The sequence below is a fragment of the Blastococcus sp. SYSU D00813 genome (genome assembly GCF_054050735.1).
This window is the reverse complement of the sequence record NZ_JBJGZX010000004.1, coordinates 63479-79828: the sequence shown is the minus strand read 5'-3', so window position 1 is coordinate 79828 and position 16350 is coordinate 63479. Positions and strand designations below refer to the sequence as shown.

Below are 16350 nucleotides of genomic sequence, written 5' to 3'. Positions count from 1 at the left end.
CATCATCGGGGGCCTCCGAGGGTGACCGGGACGTTGTCGAGCAGTCGGGTGCTGCCGGCGCGGGCGGCCAGCAGCAGGCGGGCGGGGCCGGCGGCGGGTGCCGGGCCGAGGTCGGGGTCGGTGAGCTCGAGGTAGTCGGGCACGAGCCCGGGCGCGGTGGTGAGCACCTCGCGGGCGGCGGCGAGCACGGCGTCGGCGCCGCGCGGCCCGGCCTCCGCCCCGGCGCGCAGCGCCCGGTGCACCGTGGCCGCCGTGCCCCGCTGTCCCGGGGTCAGGTAGCGGTTGCGCGAGGACAGTGCCAGCCCGTCGTCCTCCCGGACGGTCGGCACGCCGACGACCTCGACGCCCAGCGCCAGCTCCCGCGCCATGGCGCGGATCAGGGTGAGCTGCTGGTAGTCCTTCTCGCCGAACAGGGCCACGTCGGGCCGCACCAGGCCGAACAGCTTGGCGACGACGGTCAGGACGCCGGCGAAGTGGCCGGGCCGCACCGCGCCCTCGAGCACGGACCCGACCGGGCCGGGCTGGACGGTGACGCCCAGCGAGCCGGGCGGGTAGACGTCGTCGACCTGCGGGTGGAAGACGACGTCGGCGCCCTCCTCGGCCAGCGCGGCGAGGTCGGCGTCCCAGGTGCGCGGGTAGCGGTCGAAGTCCTCACCGGGCCCGAACTGCGTCGGGTTGACGAACACCGAGACGACGACGCTGCCGGCGCGCTCGCGGGCGGCGCGGACCAGCGTGCGGTGCCCCTCGTGCACGGCGCCCATGGTCGGCACCAGGGCGACCGGTCCGGGCAGCGCCGCGCGCAGGCGGGTGAGGTCCCCCGCCGTCTCCGCGACGGCGGGGCCGGGGCCGGCGGTCACCGGGAGCCGGCCGGGTCCGCGGCCTCGTACAGCAGGTCCAGCAGCGGGGCGCCCTCGTGCCGCTTGAGCCGGCCCGCGGCCAGGGCGCGCTCGGTCGTGCGCTGGGCCATCGCGACGTAGGCGGCCACCGACTCCGGCGCCCGGTCGGTGAGCGTCGCCAGGTGGTCGGCCACGGTGCCGACGTCGCCCCGGCTGACCGGCCCGGTCAGCCCGCGGTCGCCGCGGCGCAGCCCGTTGTCCAGCGCGGCCGTCAGCAGCGGGGCCAGGACGCGGGCGGGCTCGGCGACGCCGGCGGTGCGCAGCAGGTCGGCGGCCTCGGCGACCAGCGTGACCAGGTGGTTGGCGCCGGTCACGAGGGCGGCGTGGTACAGCCGCCGGTCGTCCTCGGCCACGAAGAACGGCTCGCCGCCCATCTCCAGGACCAGCGTCTCGGCGACGGCGCGGTACTCGGGCGCGCTGGTGACGCCGAACGGGGCGCCGGCCAGCCGGTCGGCGTCCTCGGGCGCGCCGGTGAAGGTCATGGCCGGGTGCAGCGCCAGCGGCAGCACGCCGGCGCGGGCGGCGGGCTCGAGGACGGCGAGCCCGTGGGCGCCGGAGGTGTGGAAGGTCAGCTGGCCGGCGCGCCAGCCGCCGGTCCCGGCCAGGCCGGAGACCAGCCCGGCGAGGGTGTCGTCGGGGACGGCGAGGACCACGAGGTCGGCCGCGGCGACGACCTCGTCGGTCGGCAGCAGCGGGACGCCGGGCAGCAGGCGGGCGGCGCGCTCGGCGGAGGCGGCGGAGAGGCCGGCGGCGGCGACCACGTCGTGGCCGGCGGCGGAGAGGGCGGCGCCCAGGACGGCGCCGACTCGGCCGGCGCCGACGACGCCCACGCGGAGGCGGGCGGGTGCGTCGGCGGCCGCGGGCAGACCCGCGGCGCGGGGGGTCCTGCGGGCAGCAGGCATGGAGCACTCCTCGTTCCAGTCCCGGGGCGGGTACCGGACGTCGGTCGGTCTCCCCCGTTGGAGACCGGCGGGGTGGTGCGGTGGTGCGGTCGTGCCGGCGGCGCGCTCCCCGCTGCGACCAGCTGTGTCACGCGGGTGTCGTGCCGATGGCGAGTGTGTGACCGGTCGGGGCGCTCTGCAACGCCGGGGGGCTGTGGGGTCGGTCACGGGGACCGGCGGGCGGGGTCGCCGGCGTCGCGCCTACCGTGACGCCCCACCGACGGAGCGAGGCAGGGAGCACATGGGCGAGTTCGACGGACGCACCGCACTGGTCACCGGCGGGAGCCGGGGCATCGGGCTGGCGATCGCGCAGAGCCTGGTCCGCCGCGGCGCGCGCGTGGTGGTCACCGCGCGCCGGCCGGAGGCGCTGACCGAGGCGGTCGCCGCGCTCGGCGGCCCGGACGTGGCCGTGGGGGTCGCGGGCAACGCCGGCGACGCCACGCACCGCGCCGAGGCCGTGCGCACCGCCGTCGACACCTTCGGCAGCCTGGACCTGCTGGTCGGCAACGTCGGGATCAACCCGGTGTTCGGGCCGGCGGTCGACCTCGACCTCGACGCCTTCCGCAAGATCCTCGACACCAACGTCGTGTCGACGCTGGGCCTGGTGCAGGAGGCCTGGCGGGCGTGGATGGCCGAGCACGGCGGCTCGATCCTGGTCGTCGCGTCGGTCGGCGGGCTCAAGGCCTCCCCCGGCATCGCCGGCTACGGCGTCAGCAAGGCCGCGCTCGTCAACCTGGTCACCCAGCTGTCGGTCGAGCTCGCCCCCCGCGTGCGGGTGAACGCGGTCGCGCCCGCGGTGGTGAAGACCCGCTTCGCCGGCGCGCTGTACGAGGGCCGCGAGGAGGAGGCGGCCGGCGCCTACCCGCTCGGCCGTCTCGGTGAGCCCGAGGACGTCGGCGAGGCCGCGGCCTACCTGCTCGGCGACGGCGCGGGCTGGGTCACCGGCCAGACCCTCGTGCTCGACGGCGGCGCGCTCGCCCGCGGCCCGGCCTAGGAGCCCTCCGGCCCCGTCGCAGGGGCCCGCCGCGAGCGTGCGAGCGGTGGGGGCGACGGGGTCCTTCCCCTAGTGGCGGCCGAGCACCCGCGCGAGGACGTCGTCGTCCTCGTCGTCGTCGCGGTAGCGGTGCCGCCGCCGTCCGCCCGCGCGGGCGCCGCTGCCGCTCTCGGCGAGGATCTGCGCCAGCCGGGCCTCGCCCGGCGTCGGGACGCCCGGCGCCTGCACCGTCAGCGGAGCCGGGACGGGGGCGGGCGGCTCGGGGGCCGGCTCGGGCGGCGGGGGCGCCGGCGGCCGCGGCCACGCGTCGAGCCGCGGCGCCGGCTCGGCGGGGGCCGAGCGGTCCCGCGTCGGGGACAGGGGCCGCTCCACCGTCAGCTGCTCGGCGGTGCCCGGGTCGTCGGTGTGCCGGCGGCGGCGCGGGGCCTCGGCCGCGACGGGCAGCGCCGGGTCGGTCCGGGGCTCGGCCGCCTGCTGGGCCCGGATCCCCTGCAGGGCGTCGTACCCGCGGGTCACCGGGGCAGCAGGAGCGGCCGGCGGCGCGGCCGGGGCCCAGCGCTCCGGCGCCGGGGTCTCGAGGCGGACGGCGGGCCAGCCGCCGGTGAGCTCCCGCGCAGGCTCGTCGGACCAGCTCACGGCCTCGATGGAGCGGGTGCCCGGCCCCTCGACGGGACCGGCCGGGCCGCGGGAGGACTGGGTCCGCATGACGACCCGCTCGAGGAACATCTCGCTGGACAGCTGCTCGGTCAGCTCGGTGCGCAGCCGGCCGAGCTCCGCGCGCAGCTCGCCCAGCTGACCGAGGTCGGTCCGGACGGAGGAGAGCCGGGCCACCTCCTCGCGCAGCCCGCCGGGTCCGGAGACGTCGTCGCGCAGCGCGCCCAGCGCCGCCACGTCCTGCCGCAGCGCGGCGAGCGCGGCCACGTCCTGCCGCAGCGCCCCCAGCGCGGCGACCTCCTGCCGCACGCCGGCGAGGGCGGCCACGTCCTGGCGCAGTCCCGCGAGGGCGGCGACCTCTGCCCGCAGGCCCGTCAGCGCGGCGACGTCCTGGCGGATCGCGCCCAGCGCCGCGACGTCCTGGCGGATCGCGCCCAGCGCGGCCACCTCGCGCCGCAGCGCCGCGAGCTCGGCCCGCATCGCGTCGTCGGCCTCGCGGCGCAGCCGGCTCTCGGTCTCCCGCTCCCGCCGGCCGGCGGTCTCGGGCTCGGTCGCGGGGCGCGGCTCGGCCGCGGGACGGCGGCGCCCGGCGGCCAGCATCGCGAGGACGAACGCCCAGGCGCCGCCGACGACGGCCAGCCGCAGCAGGCGGGGGTCGTCGGTGAGGAAGACGACGACGGTCGCGGCCACGGCGAGCACCGCGCCGACGGCCAGTCCGGCGGTCCGCCAGCGGGGTGCGGTGGCGGAGTCGTCTCGCTCGTCCGGTCCCCCGCGCATGGACTCCAGCGTAACGGCGCGACGGCCTGCACTCACGCTCCGAACAACACCCGTGACACAGACGTCACGGGCCCCGGCGGGGATCCCGCCGGGGCCCGTGGAGCCGGCCCCTCGACAGGGCCGGGAACGCTACTGCGCGAGCGCGCCGTCGGAGCTGAAGACCAGCCCGATCGAGACCTCGCCCTGCTGGATCGCGGTCTTGCTCAGCGGACCGCCGGCGTCGAGCGGCACGAAGGAGGCGAACTCGAGGCCGTAGGTGTCCTCCAGGCCGAGCTGGCAGAACGGCCGGGTCGGGCACTCCTCCGGCCCGCCCAGGACGAGCGAGCCGTCGCCGCAGGCGTCGGCGAGCTCCGACAGCGTGCTGACGCCGAGCTGGTCGGCGAACTCCTGCGTCACGGCGAACGCGTTCTGGTCGACCGCCTCGGACGGCTCGCCGAAGACCAGGCCGGCCTGGTCGGCCAGCGGCCGGGCGGCGCTGGCGGTCTCCTGCGCGTCGTTGGTGGCCACCGGGGTGGCGTCGGGGCCGTTGAACTCGGCGTTGAGCGCCTCGGTGACGGTGGCCAGGTACTCGGGGAAGACCTGGATCTCGGTGCCGGACCGGAGCGCGGGCAGGTAGAGCTCGCGGTTGCCGACCGTGCGCACCTCGGTGTCGAAGCCGGCGGCCTCCAGCGTGCGGGCGTAGATCGTCGCCAGGATCTCCGACTCGCTGAAGTCGGTCGCGCCGATGACGATGCTGCCGCTGCCCTGCTCCAGGCCCTCGGTCACGCCGTTGGCCTCGACCCACTCGTCGGCGACCTCGTCGACGGTGCGGCGCTCGAGGTCGACCCCGGCGTTCATCTCGATGAGCTCCTCGGTCGTGAGCGCCGCGGAGACGGCGTCCAGGGCCGGGATCAGAGCCGGCTGCGCGGAGGCGGTCGCCGCGTTGACCGCGGGCACGACGTTGTCGGCCAGCTGCAGCTGCTGGTCGTCCTCGAGCACGACCAGCTGGTCGCCGGGGACGGGGGCGCACGCGTCGCCGCTGGCCGCGCTGCCGCTCGACTCGCCGCCGCCCCCGGTGCCCGAGGAGCCGGAGTCGCCGCAGGCCGCGGTGCCCAGCACCGCCGCGAGAGCCAGGGGGATGAGGACCCGGGTGCGCCTCGTCATAGCCGCCCGCCTTCTGTGTCCCGTGCGGCCACCGGGGCCGCCACGCGTGTCTGGCGGGAGGTCTCCCGCACCGCCATGCAACCCCGCGCCGGGCGGCGGTTCCAACCGCCCGACGGATGTGTTGTGCCCTTGTTATCGAGTGTCCGGGCTCACAGCGGCATGCCGCTGGCGGTCGGCTCCGGCGTCCCCGGGCGGACGACGTCGCGCCGCACGTGCCGGAACGGGAGCCGGCGCTGCCCCGGCGTCAGCGCCCAGGACAGGACGACGAGGACCAGCTCGGTGAGCAGCGCGAGGGCCGCGACGAGGATCGCCCCGGCGATCATCACGCCGTAGTCGCGCTGGCCGAAGCCGAGGTTGATGATCCGGCCGAGGCCGCCGCCGCCGACCAGCGCGGCCAGCGTGGCCGTGGCCACCACCTGCACCGCCGCCGTCCGGATGCCGGTGAGCACCAGCGGGGCGGCGAGCGGCGCCTCGACCCGTCTGAGCACCTGCCCGCGCGACATGCCCATGGCCTGGGCGGCCTCGCGGACGTCGGCGTCCACCCCGCGGAAGCCGACGAAGGTGTTGGTCAGGATCGGCGGGATCGCGAAGACGGCCAGCGCGATCGCCGTCGAGCGGTTGCCGAAGCCGATCGGGGTGACGGCGAAGACCGTCAGCAGGGCCAGCGTGGGGATCGCCCGGCTGACGTTGGACAGGACGACGACCGCCCCGGAACCGCGGCGGGCACGGCCGAGCACGGTGCCGAGCGGCAGGGCCACCGCCATGGCGCCGGCCACCGCCGCCCCGGAGACCCACAGGTGCTCCCCGAGCAGGTCGAGGATGCCGTCGCGCCGCGTCCAGTTGAACGGGTCGTTGAGGTAGACGAACGCGCGGTCGAGGTCGCTCACGCCGCCTCCTCGCCGGCGCTCGTCGGCAGCGTCCGCGGCGCTGCTCCGCCTCCCCGTGGCCTCGCCAGCCCGCTCACGTGCGTGCCGCCCGGGCCCACGGGGTCAGCAGGCGTTCCAGGCCGGCGAGCAGCAGGTCCGCCACCAGGGCCAGGAGCACGCAGCCCACCGCCCCGGTGACGATCTCCGCGCGGTACTGGTTGTGCGCGAGCCCGCCGGTGATGAGCTGGCCGAGCCCGCCGTGACCGACCAGGACGCCGACGGTGGTGAGGGCGACGGTCGACACGGTCGCCACCCGCAGGCCGGCCATGAAGGTCGGGAGGGCCAGCGGCAGGTCCACGCGCACGAACAGCTGCGCCGGGCTCAGCCCCATCCCCCGGGCGGCCTCGCGGACGTCGTCGGGCACGTTCTGCAGCCCGGCGAGGAAGCTGCGCACCAGGATCACCAGGGAGTAGGCGGTCAGCCCCACGAGGACCGTGGTCGCCGACAGCCCGGTGAGGGGCAGGACCAGCGCGAACAGGGCCAGCGACGGGATCGTGTAGACGATCGTCGAGAAGGCGAGCACGGGGCCGGCCAGCCACCGGCTGCGGCGGGCCAGCAGCGCCAGGGGGAGCGCGATCAGCGCCCCGAGCACCACGGCCGCGACGGTCAGCCAGACGTGCTCGCGCAGGTGGCCCATGATGGTGTCCCAGTTGCGCGAGACGAACGACGGGTCGAACCACGGGTTCGGCGCCTCGTCCACCGCGAGCGAGAGGTCGCTCGACGCGCCCAGCAGAGGGCGCACCGACAGGAGGGCCACCCCGTGGACGCTACTGCCGCACCCGCCCGCCCCGCTGCCCCCGCCTCGGTCGAGCCCGGGGACGGCTCCCCCGACCCGGCTCCCGAGATCCGGCTGGAGGGCGTCAGCAAGGTCTACGCCGACGGCACCGTCGGGGTCGCCGAGCTCGACCTCACCCTGGCCGCCGGGGAGCTCACGGTGCTCGTCGGGCCCTCGGGCTGCGGCAAGACGACGACCATGAAGATGATCAACCGGATCATCGAGCCGACCACCGGCCGGATCGTGCTCGGCGGCGAGGACGTGACCCGCGTCGACCCCGACCGGCTGCGCCGGCGGATCGGGTACGTCATCCAGAACGTCGGGCTCTTCCCGCACCAGACGGTGCGCGCGAACGTCGCCACGGTCCCGCGGCTGCTCGGCTGGGACCGCCGCCGCACCCGCGCCCGCGTCGACGAGCTGCTGGCCACGGTCGGGCTGGACCCGGCGGTGCACGGCGACCGCTACCCCGCCCAGCTCTCCGGCGGGCAGCGCCAGCGGGCCGGGGTCGCCCGGGCGCTGGCCGCCGACCCGGGCGTCCTGCTGATGGACGAGCCGTTCTCCGCGGTCGACCCGGTCGTCCGCGAGCGGCTGCAGGACGAGTTCCTCCGGCTGCAGGCGGCGGTGCGCAAGACGATCGTGTTCGTCACCCACGACATCGAGGAGGCCGTGCGGCTCGGCGACCGCATCGCGGTCATGAGCTCCGGCGGGCACGTCGAGCAGTTCGCCCCGCCCGCGGAGCTGCTCGGCCGGCCCGCCAACGACTACGTGGCCGACTTCGTCGGCGCCGACCGCGGGCTCAAGCGGCTGGCGGTCACGCCCGTCGACCCCGCCGACCTGGCCCGGCCGCCGGTGGTGCGGCCGGAGACGCCGCTGGCGGAGGCGGCCGCGGCGCTGGGCGGCGCACCGGGGGCGGTCGTCGTGGACGCCGGCGGCCGGCCGCGGGGATGGCTGCCGGCCGGCCGCGCCGGCGGGGCGGGCACGGCAGGGGCGGCGATGCAGCCGGCCGCCGAGCCGGTCCCGGTGACGGCCACGCTCAAGACCGGCCTGTCGGTGCTGCTGCGCTCGGACGCCGACGCGGTGCCGGTCGTCGACGGCGACGGGGGCTACGTCGGCGTCCTCACCGCCGGCACGGTGCACACGACGCTCCGCCGGTCGGTGACCGCCGGCTAGGCGCGCACGGAGCCCGGGTCGTCGTCCTCCGACGGCGGCACGCGGCACACGTGCTCCAGCCACAGCGCGGCCCCGGTGAGCGCCGCCGAGGCGAGGACGCCGATCACACCGGTCACCGTGTCGTCGCCGGCGGCGTCCAGCCGGTCCAGGGCGGGGACGACGTGCAGCAGCACCCCGGCCCACACGCCGACGAAGACCGCGCCCACGTACGCGCTGGCCTGGGCGAGGACGGCGACCCGCGCCACCAGCATCGGCTCCAGCGGCCGGACGCCGCCAGGCGCCGGGGCGGCGCCGGCGGCGGCCGAGGGCCGGCCCCCGCGGGCGGTGCGGCGGGCGTCGCGCAGGGCGCCGAGCCGGGAGCCCAGCGCGCGGGCGGCCATCGCCTCGGCGACGGCGAGCAGGGCCAGCGGCACCGGCAGCCACCAGCGCAGCGGCGGCAGGTCCCCGTAGGCCGACCGCACCACCAGCCAGGTGGCCACGGCCAGCCCGACGGCGGCGACGACGAGGTCGCGTCGGCTGACCGGCGTCACGGCCGGTCCCCCCAGCGCACCACGGCGTCGACGTCCTCCCGCGGCAGCGCGGCGAGCAGGCCGGTCACCGGCCCGTGGCCGGGCAGCACGGCGTCGGGGTCGACCTCCGCCCACGGCACCAGCACGAACGCCCGCTCGTGCGCGCGCGGGTGCGGCAGGGTGAGCACCGGGTCGTCGGAGACCACCGGCGTGCCGTCGTCGGCGACCACGGCGACGACGTCGACGTCCAGGGTGCGGGCGCCCCAGCGCACCTCCCGGGTGCGGCCGGCGGCCTGCTCGAGCTCGTGGGCCCGGGCCAGCCAGCCGACGGCGTCCCGCGGCCCCTCGACCAGCGCGACCGCGTTCAGGTACGGCGGCTGCTCCACCGGGCCCCACGGCGGGGTCTCGTAGAGCGCGGAGGCGGCGAGCAGCCCGTCGGCGGCGAGGCCGTCGAGCGCCTCGCGCAGGGTCGCGGCGCGGTCCCCGAGGTTGGCGCCCAGCGACAGCACCGCACGGGTCCGGAGAGGCGGCGTCGTCATTCGTCCTTCGGCCCGGTCGCGGGACCCACGGCGAGCTCGCGAGCCGTGGGGAGGACCGGGTCCTTCGTCCGCCGGATGGCCACCGTCACGTCGTCGAAGGGGACGCCCAGCTCCGCGTCGGGCTTGTGCACGGTGATCTCGACGGCGTCGACCAGCGGGTCGGCCAGGCAGGCGTCGGCCATCCGCTGGGCGAGGGTCTCGAGCAGGTCGACCGGCTCGCCGGTGAGGATGCCGTGCAGGCCCTGGGCCAGCTCGGCGTAGTTCACCGTGCGGTCGAGGTCGTCGCCGGCCGCGGCCGCCCGGGTGTCGAGCTCGAGGACGACGTCGACGGAGAAGGTCTGCCCCTTCTCCCGCTCCCAGTCGTAGACGCCGTGGTTGGCGTGGGCGGTGATGCCGCGGACGGTGATGCGGTCAGGCACGTCGGCTCTCCTGTCGGGCGCGCTGGACGGCGGCGACGGTGCGCACCGCGTCCACCGAGGCCGCGGCGTCGTGCACGCGCACGCCCCAGGCCCCGGCCTCGGCGGCGAGCACGGTGGTGGCCAGGGTCGCGGCGTCGCGCTGCTCGGCGGGGCGCACGGTCCCGTCTGCGGCGGCCAGCTCGCGGCCCAGGAAGGTCTTGCGGGAGGCGCCGACCAGCACCGGCAGGCCGAGGGCCACGACCCGGTCCAGCCCGGCGAGCACCCGCCAGTTGTGCTCGGCCCGCTTGGCGAAGCCCAGTCCCGGGTCGAGCACCAGCTGCGCGGGGTCCACGCCGGCGGCCACGACGTCCTCGACGCGGGCGGTCAGCTCGGCGCAGACCTCGGTGACGACGTCGCCGTAGCGCGCGGCGGCGTACATCTCGCGGCTGTGGCCGCGCCAGTGCATGAGCACCCAGGGGACGCCGGCCTCGGCGACGAGCTCGGCCATGTTCTTGTCGGCCAGCCCGCCGCTGACGTCGTTCACCAGCGTGGCGCCCGCCCCGATGGCGGCCTCGGCGACCTCCGCGCGGGTGGTGTCGACGCTCACCCGGACCCCGGCGGCCGCCAGCTCGCGGACGACGGGGACCACCCGCCGGCACTCCTCGTCGGCGTCCACCCGGTCGGCGCCGGGGCGGGTGGACTCCCCGCCGACGTCGACGTAGTCGGCACCGGCCGCGTGCATGGCCAGGCCGTGCGCGATCGCGGTCGGTGCGTCGGCGAAGCAGCCGCCGTCGGAGAACGAGTCGGGGGTGACGTTCAGGACGCCCATGACCACGCAGCGCCCGGGCTGCGGGAGCCGGATGCGCTCGTTCACTTCCCCAGCACGAGGCTCATCGCCTCGGCGCGGGTCGCGGCGCTGTCGCGGAACATCCCGCGCACCGCCGAGGTGACCGTGGACGAGCCGGGCTTGCGGATGCCCCGCATGCCCATGCACAGGTGCTCGGCCTCGATCACGACGATGACGCCGCGCGGCTTGAGGACGTCGTTCAGCGCGTCGGCGATCTGCCGGGTCATCCGCTCCTGCACCTGCGGCCGGCGGGCGTAGACGTCGACCAGCCGCGCGAGCTTGGACAGCCCGGTCACCCGGCCGTCCTCGTTCGGGATGTACCCGACGTGTGCCACGCCGTGGAAGGGGACCAGGTGGTGCTCGCAGGTCGAGTACATCGGGATGTCCTTGACCAGGACCAGCTCGTCGTGGTCCTCGTCGAACACCGTGGCGAGCACCTCGGCCGGGTCCTGCCACAGCCCGGCGAAGGTCTCCGCGTAGGCGCGGGCCACCCGGCCGGGGGTGTTCTGCAGGCCCGGCCGGTCAGGGTCCTCCCCCACCGCGACGAGCAGCTCGCGGACCGCGGCCTCGGCCCGCGCGTGGTCGACTCTCCCGGGGACGGGGCGTACCTCGTCCTCGGGCTCCTCGGGGATCTCGCTCATGGCTGCTCCTCGGCGGCGGTCGGTGGCTGCGACCTGGGGGTCAGGGCCCGATCACCGTTGCACGGGCGCACCGACGTCGCCCACCGGGCTGGACCCGCCGGAGACGTGGCCGTTGCCGTTCGCCCCGTTGCCGCCCGCCATCGCCGCCCGCTCGGCGGGGGTGAGGACCGGCGGCTGGTCGGACGGCGTCCGCTTGCCGAAGCCGTTGTAGGGCGCCAGCGAGGGCCGCTTGTGGACCGGCGCGCAGATGCGGGCCATGTCCTCCTTGGAGAGGGTCTCCTTCTCGATCAGCTCGAGGACGAGCTGGTCGAGCACGGCCCGGTGCTCCACGAGGATCTCCCACGCCTCGTCGTGCGCGGCCTCGATGAGCGCGCGCACCTCGGCGTCGATGTCGGCGGCGACGGCCTCGGAGTAGTCCGGCCGCGAGCCCATGTCCCGACCGAGGAACGGCTCGGAGTCGGTGCTGCCGTACTTCACCGCACCGAGCTTGGCGCTCATGCCGTACTGGGTGACCATCGCCCGCGCCATCGAGGTGGCCTTCTCGATGTCGTTGCCGGCGCCGGTGGTCGGCTCGTGGAAGACCAGCTCCTCGGCCGCGCGCCCGCCGAGGGCGTAGGCGAGGGTGTCGATCATCTCCGACCGGGTCTGGGTGTACTTGTCCTCGGTCGGCAGCACGAGCGTGTGCCCCAGCGAGCGGCCGCGCGGCAGGATCGTCACCTTGTGCACCGGGTCCAGGTTGGGCAGTGCGTGCGCCACCAGGGCGTGGCCGCCCTCGTGGTAGGCGGTGACCTTCTTCTCCTTCTCGCTCATCGCCCGCGTCTTGCGCTCGGGGCCGGCGATGACCCGGTCGATCGCCTCCTCCAGCACCGCGTCGGTGATGACGGTGCCGTTGTGCCGGGCGGTGAGCAGCGCGCCCTCGTTGAGCACGTTGGACAGGTCGGCGCCGGTGAAGCCCGGCGTCCGGCGGGCCAGCGTCTCCAGGTCGACGTCGGGGGCGAGCGGCTTGCCCTTGGCGTGGACGGCGAGGATCGCCTTGCGGCCCTCGAGGTCGGGCCGGTCGACGGCGATCTGGCGGTCGAAGCGGCCCGGGCGCAGCAGCGCCGGGTCGAGGATGTCCGGCCGGTTGGTGGCGGCGATCATGATCACACCGCCCTTGACGTCGAAGCCGTCCATCTCGACGAGCATCTGGTTGAGCGTCTGCTCGCGCTCGTCGTGCCCGCCGCCCATGCCGGCGCCGCGGTGGCGGCCGACCGCGTCGATCTCGTCGACGAAGATGATCGCCGGCGCGTTCTGCTTGGCCTGCTCGAACAGGTCGCGCACGCGGCTGGCGCCGACGCCGACGAACATCTCGACGAAGTCCGAGCCGGAGATCGAGAAGAACGGCACGCCCGCCTCGCCGGCGACGGCGCGGGCGAGCAGGGTCTTGCCGGTGCCGGGCGGGCCGAACAGCAGCACGCCCTTGGGGATCTTGGCGCCGACGGCCTGGAACTTCACGGGGTTGGCGAGGAAGTCCTTGATCTCCTGGAGCTCCTCGATGGCCTCGTCGGCGCCGGCGACGTCGGCGAACGTCGTCTTCGGGGTGTCCTTGGTGATCTGCTTGGCCTTGGACTTGCCGAAGGCCATGACGCCGCGGCCGCCGCCCTGCATGGAGTTGAACAGCCAGAACAGCAGGAGCAGGAGGATCACGAACGGCAGGAAGCTGATGAGGACGCTGACGAAGACGTTCTCCTGCGTGACGTTCGTGTCGAACTCGACGCCGTCACCGCTCTGGCCGCCCTCGCCGTCCTGCCCGGACACGAGGTCGAAGACGTCGTCGGAGGCACCCACCGGGAAGGACGCGGTGATGCGGTCACTGCCCTCGACCGGGTTCGTCAGCTCGAGGTCGAGCGTCTGTTCCTTGTCGTTGATCGTGACCTTCTCGACGTTGCCGTCCTCGATCTGCTGGAGGGCGGTGGCCGTGGACACGTCCTGGTACTCGTCGCCGCCGCTGAACAGGGTGGAGAAGCCCACCGCCAGCAGGATGACGAGGACGACCCAGAACCACACGGAGCGGAAGATCTTCTTGCGTTCCATACACCGATGCCGGGCGGCCCTGACGGGCCTGACCCGTCGACCCTCCTGATCGTCCGGGGGACGCGTCCCGCGCCCCGGGTGGGCACCCGCGCGCCGGTGCAGCGTCGTTGCGATCGAAGGTACACCGGGGCCCCTGTACGGGACCTGTGCGAAGACTGCGGTCCACCCGTGTGGACGACGCCGTCTCGGTCACGCCGTGGTGACGGGTCGAGCGGCGCCGGGGACGGCACGGAGCAGGGGTGGCCCGGCCGCGGGGCCCCGACGGTCCCCGGCCGGGACACGGGCAGCGGCTCAGCCCGGGGCGGGACGGCACCTGGCCGCGGTGTCGGCCGGAGGCCGACGGATCACGTCGAGTACACCTCGGGCTTCAGCGTCGCGATGTAGGGCAGGTCCCGGTAGCGCTCGGCGTAGTCCAGCCCGTAGCCGATGACGAACTCGTTGGGGATGTCGAAGCCGATGTACTTCACCGGCACCTCGACCTTGACCGCGTCGGGCTTGCGCAGCAGCGCGCACACCTCGAGCGAGGCGGGCCCGCGGCCGCCGAGGTTCTTCAGCAGCCAGGACAGCGTCAGCCCCGAGTCGATGATGTCCTCGAGCACCAGCACGTGCTTGTCGCTGATGTCGCGGTCGAGGTCCTTGAGGATGCGGACGACGCCCGAGGAGCTGGTGGCGCTGCCGTAGGAGGAGACGGCCATGAACTCCATCTGGGTGGGCAGCTGCAGGGCCCGCGCGAAGTCGCTCATGAACAGGACGGCGCCCTTGAGGACGCCGACCAGGAGCACCTCCCTGCCGGCGTAGTCGCGGGCGACCTCCTCGGCCAGCTCGGTGATCTTGGCCTGGATCTGCTCCTCGCTGAGCAGGACGTGGTCGATGTCCGGGCCGTACCCGTGGTCGGGACCGAGTCCCCCGGAGGTGCTGGCGGGGTCCGTCACGGGTGGGGCTCCTCGAGGGGTGCGGGGCCGCGGTCGGAGCCGCGGCCCGAGGGCGGCTGCAGGACCAGCCTGCCAGACGTCCGGACGACGCCCGCGCCACCGGGTAGGTCCACCCGGCCCTGGCCGCGCCAGGCGGTGACCAGCGTCTCCACCGCGCGCAGGTGCACCGCCTGCAGGTCCGGGACGCCGCCCGCGCGCAGCCAGCCGCGGAGCACCCGCCGGCGGACGGCGGCCGGCAGCGGCGCCAGGGGACGGGCGGGCAGGCCGCCGTCCCCGGCCTCGGCGGCCAGGCGGGCGAGCTCGGCGGCCGCGAGCCCGTCGAGGGCGTCGAGGTCCTCGCGGAGCAGGCCGGCGGTGCGGGCCAGCGCGGGGGCCACCCCGCCGCCGAGGACCTCCTCCAGCAGCGGGAGCACCTCGGCGCGCAGCCGCACCCGCGTGTAGGCCGGGTCGCTGTTCCAGGGGTCGTCCCACACCGGCAGGCCCTGGTCGGCGCAGGCCTGCCGGGCCGTGGCGCGCCGGACGCCGAGCAGCGGCCGCCACCAGAGCACGCCGTCGTCCTCCCGCTCGGCCACCATGCCCGCGACCGAGCGCGGGCCCGAGCCGCGGCCGAGGCCGAGCAGCACGGTCTCGGCCTGGTCGTCGAGGGTGTGGCCGAGCGCGACGCGGGCGCCGTGCTCCCGGGCCGCGGCGGTCAGGGCCGCGTACCGGGCCTCCCGGGCGGCGCCCTCGGGCCCGCCGGCGCCGCCGACGTCGACGGCGAGGACGAGCACCGGGTCCAGGCCGAGGTCGCGCAGCAGCGCCGCCGTCCGCTCCGCCCGCTGCGCCGAACCGGGCTGCAGTCCGTGGTCGACGGTCACCCCGCCGACGCGGACGCCGGCGTCGCGGGCCTCGAAGGCGAGCGCCGCGGCCAGCGCCACCGAGTCCGCTCCCCCGCTGCAGGCGGCCAGGACCGGCGCCACCGAGCGGCGCAGTCCCGCCCGGACGGCGTGCCGCAGGACCGCGACGGCGCGGGGCGGGCCGCTCACCCGGCGGTCAGGCGGGGATGGCCGGGCGGCCGATGACGCGGTCGACCCAGCGCGCCGGGTCGGTGAGCTCCTCGATCCGCGGCAGCGCGTCGGGACCGCTCCACACCCGGTTGAAGCCCTCCATGCCGACGAGGTCGACGACCCCGCCGACGAAGAACCGGCCGTCGGCGTACTGCTTCATCTTCTGCTCGAGCCCGAGCAGCCGGCGCAGCACGCGGTCGACGGGGCCGCGGCCCTTGCGCCGCTGGGCGAACCGCTTGCGCAGCGTGCGCACCGAGGGGACGACGTCCGGGCCGACGCCGTCCATCACGTACTCGGCGTGCCCCTCGACCAGGCTCATGACCGCGGTGACCCGGTCGAGGACGGCGCGCTGCCGCGGGTCGCCGACCAGCGCCATGAGGCCCTGCGGCTCGTCACCGTCGTCGCCGCCGCGGACGGCGTCCCCGAGGCTGCGGACGACGTCGCGGAGCCGGTCGCGCAGCACGTCGGTGTCCAGGTCGGTCGCCTCGACGAACTCCGTGATGAGCGACTCCAGGTGGCCCTGCAGCCAGGGCACCCCGGTGAACTGCAGCTGGTGGGTGACCTCGTGCAGGCAGACCCACAACCGGAAGTCGCCGGGGTCCACGCCCAGCCGGCGCTCGGCGTCGACGATGTTGGGGGCGACCAGCAGCAGCCGGCCGCCGGTGCCGAAGACCTCGTACTGCCCGAGCACCCGGGAGGACAGGAAGGACAGCAGCGCCCCCGCCTGCACGCCGGTGGCGCGGGAGCCGATCGCGGTGGCGATCGGGCCGGGCCTGGTGCCCTGCTTCTCCGCGAGCTGGTCGACCAGCGGGTCCAGCAGCGCCGACATCCCCGCGGTGTTCGCGTCGACCCAGCCGGGCCGGTCGACGACGGCGACCTCGGGCACGGGGCCGCCGGGCGCCGGCCGCAGTCCGGTGAGGCCCTCGACGTGGCCGATGGCGGTGGCGGCGGCCTCGTGCAGCTCGCGGACGACGGCGGCGGCCTCCTCCCGCGTCGTCTGCGGGCCCGGGCTGACCAGCCGGCGGGCGGTGCGTCCGGCGAGGTCCCAGTCGACCAGGGAGGCGGCGCGGCTCATCGGCTCACCGTACG

At 76.1% G+C, this 16350-nt stretch carries 17 protein-coding genes; 2 read left to right on the top strand and 15 right to left on the bottom strand.

What is annotated here, in order from left to right; translation table 11 throughout:
- Window positions 1-2: 2 nt before the first annotated feature.
- Both panC and ACI8AX_RS04090 read right to left on the bottom strand, forming a co-directional pair.
- Window positions 3-857, bottom strand: coding sequence for a pantoate--beta-alanine ligase (gene panC, locus ACI8AX_RS04095; protein ID WP_456548521.1), 855 nt, complete (start codon window positions 855-857; stop codon window positions 3-5).
- A complete protein-coding gene (locus ACI8AX_RS04090) occupies window positions 854-1798 on the bottom strand; it encodes a Rossmann-like and DUF2520 domain-containing protein (RefSeq protein WP_456548520.1) in 945 nt (314 codons plus the stop codon). Before ACI8AX_RS04090 ends, panC begins: the two co-directional genes overlap by 4 nt.
- A gap of 280 nt (window positions 1799-2078) precedes the next feature.
- Between ACI8AX_RS04090 and ACI8AX_RS04085 the strand changes: the two genes are divergently transcribed.
- On the top strand, window positions 2079-2831 hold the full coding sequence (locus ACI8AX_RS04085) for an SDR family oxidoreductase (protein ID WP_456548519.1): 753 nt from the start codon (window positions 2079-2081) through the stop codon (window positions 2829-2831).
- 69 nt (window positions 2832-2900) lie between these two features.
- On the opposite strand, the gene ACI8AX_RS04080 is transcribed toward ACI8AX_RS04085, so the two are convergent.
- From ACI8AX_RS04080 to ACI8AX_RS04065, 4 genes are all read right to left on the bottom strand, one after another.
- A complete protein-coding gene (locus ACI8AX_RS04080) occupies window positions 2901-4262 on the bottom strand; it encodes a hypothetical protein (protein ID WP_456548518.1) in 1362 nt (453 codons plus the stop codon).
- Window positions 4263-4391: 129 nt separating this feature from the next.
- Window positions 4392-5405 carry a glycine betaine ABC transporter substrate-binding protein gene (locus tag ACI8AX_RS04075; RefSeq protein ID WP_456548517.1) on the bottom strand — a complete coding sequence of 338 codons (1014 nt, stop codon included), beginning with the start codon at window positions 5403-5405 and terminating at the stop codon, window positions 4392-4394.
- A 149-nt stretch (window positions 5406-5554) separates the two neighbouring features.
- Window positions 5555-6292, bottom strand: a complete 738-nt coding sequence (locus ACI8AX_RS04070; protein WP_456548516.1) for an ABC transporter permease — start codon at window positions 6290-6292, stop codon at window positions 5555-5557.
- A gap of 73 nt (window positions 6293-6365) precedes the next feature.
- On the bottom strand, window positions 6366-7088 hold the full coding sequence (locus ACI8AX_RS04065) for an ABC transporter permease (RefSeq protein ID WP_456548515.1): 723 nt from the start codon (window positions 7086-7088) through the stop codon (window positions 6366-6368).
- A 3-nt stretch (window positions 7089-7091) separates the two neighbouring features.
- Here ACI8AX_RS04065 and ACI8AX_RS04060 point away from each other — a divergent pair, with 3 nt between their 5' ends.
- Entirely contained in the window at window positions 7092-8276 is a 1185-nt protein-coding gene (locus ACI8AX_RS04060; protein WP_456548514.1) for an ATP-binding cassette domain-containing protein, read from the top strand.
- Here ACI8AX_RS04060 and ACI8AX_RS04055 read toward each other — a convergent pair.
- From ACI8AX_RS04055 to ACI8AX_RS04015, 9 genes are all read right to left on the bottom strand, one after another.
- A complete protein-coding gene (locus ACI8AX_RS04055; protein ID WP_456548513.1) occupies window positions 8273-8806 on the bottom strand; it encodes a DUF3180 domain-containing protein in 534 nt (177 codons plus the stop codon). The two genes, ACI8AX_RS04060 and ACI8AX_RS04055, sit on opposite strands and share 4 nt — an antisense overlap.
- Window positions 8803-9324, bottom strand: a complete 522-nt coding sequence (gene folK / locus ACI8AX_RS04050; protein ID WP_456548512.1) for a 2-amino-4-hydroxy-6-hydroxymethyldihydropteridine diphosphokinase — start codon at window positions 9322-9324, stop codon at window positions 8803-8805. Before folK ends, ACI8AX_RS04055 begins: the two co-directional genes overlap by 4 nt.
- Complete coding sequence (gene folB / locus ACI8AX_RS04045) at window positions 9321-9743, bottom strand: dihydroneopterin aldolase (RefSeq protein ID WP_456548511.1); 423 nt, start codon at window positions 9741-9743, stop codon at window positions 9321-9323. Before folB ends, folK begins: the two co-directional genes overlap by 4 nt.
- Window positions 9736-10596, bottom strand: coding sequence for a dihydropteroate synthase (folP, locus tag ACI8AX_RS04040; RefSeq protein WP_456548510.1), 861 nt, complete (start codon window positions 10594-10596; stop codon window positions 9736-9738). The genes folB and folP overlap by 8 nt, the downstream gene beginning before the upstream one ends.
- Window positions 10593-11210 carry a GTP cyclohydrolase I FolE gene (folE, locus tag ACI8AX_RS04035; RefSeq protein ID WP_456548509.1) on the bottom strand — a complete coding sequence of 206 codons (618 nt, stop codon included), beginning with the start codon at window positions 11208-11210 and terminating at the stop codon, window positions 10593-10595. Before folE ends, folP begins: the two co-directional genes overlap by 4 nt.
- A 51-nt stretch (window positions 11211-11261) precedes the next feature.
- Window positions 11262-13283: an ATP-dependent zinc metalloprotease FtsH gene (gene ftsH / locus ACI8AX_RS04030; RefSeq protein WP_456548508.1), complete on the bottom strand. Its 2022-nt coding sequence runs from the start codon at window positions 13281-13283 to the stop codon at window positions 11262-11264.
- A gap of 344 nt (window positions 13284-13627) precedes the next feature.
- Window positions 13628-14215 carry a hypoxanthine phosphoribosyltransferase gene (hpt, locus tag ACI8AX_RS04025; protein WP_456548507.1) on the bottom strand — a complete coding sequence of 196 codons (588 nt, stop codon included), beginning with the start codon at window positions 14213-14215 and terminating at the stop codon, window positions 13628-13630.
- Window positions 14212-15240, bottom strand: a complete 1029-nt coding sequence (gene tilS / locus ACI8AX_RS04020; RefSeq protein ID WP_456548506.1) for a tRNA lysidine(34) synthetase TilS — start codon at window positions 15238-15240, stop codon at window positions 14212-14214. The genes hpt and tilS overlap by 4 nt, the downstream gene beginning before the upstream one ends.
- Window positions 15241-15247: 7 nt before the next feature.
- Window positions 15248-16336, bottom strand: a complete 1089-nt coding sequence (locus ACI8AX_RS04015; RefSeq protein ID WP_456548505.1) for a zinc-dependent metalloprotease — start codon at window positions 16334-16336, stop codon at window positions 15248-15250.
- Window positions 16337-16350: the final 14 nt, after the last annotated feature.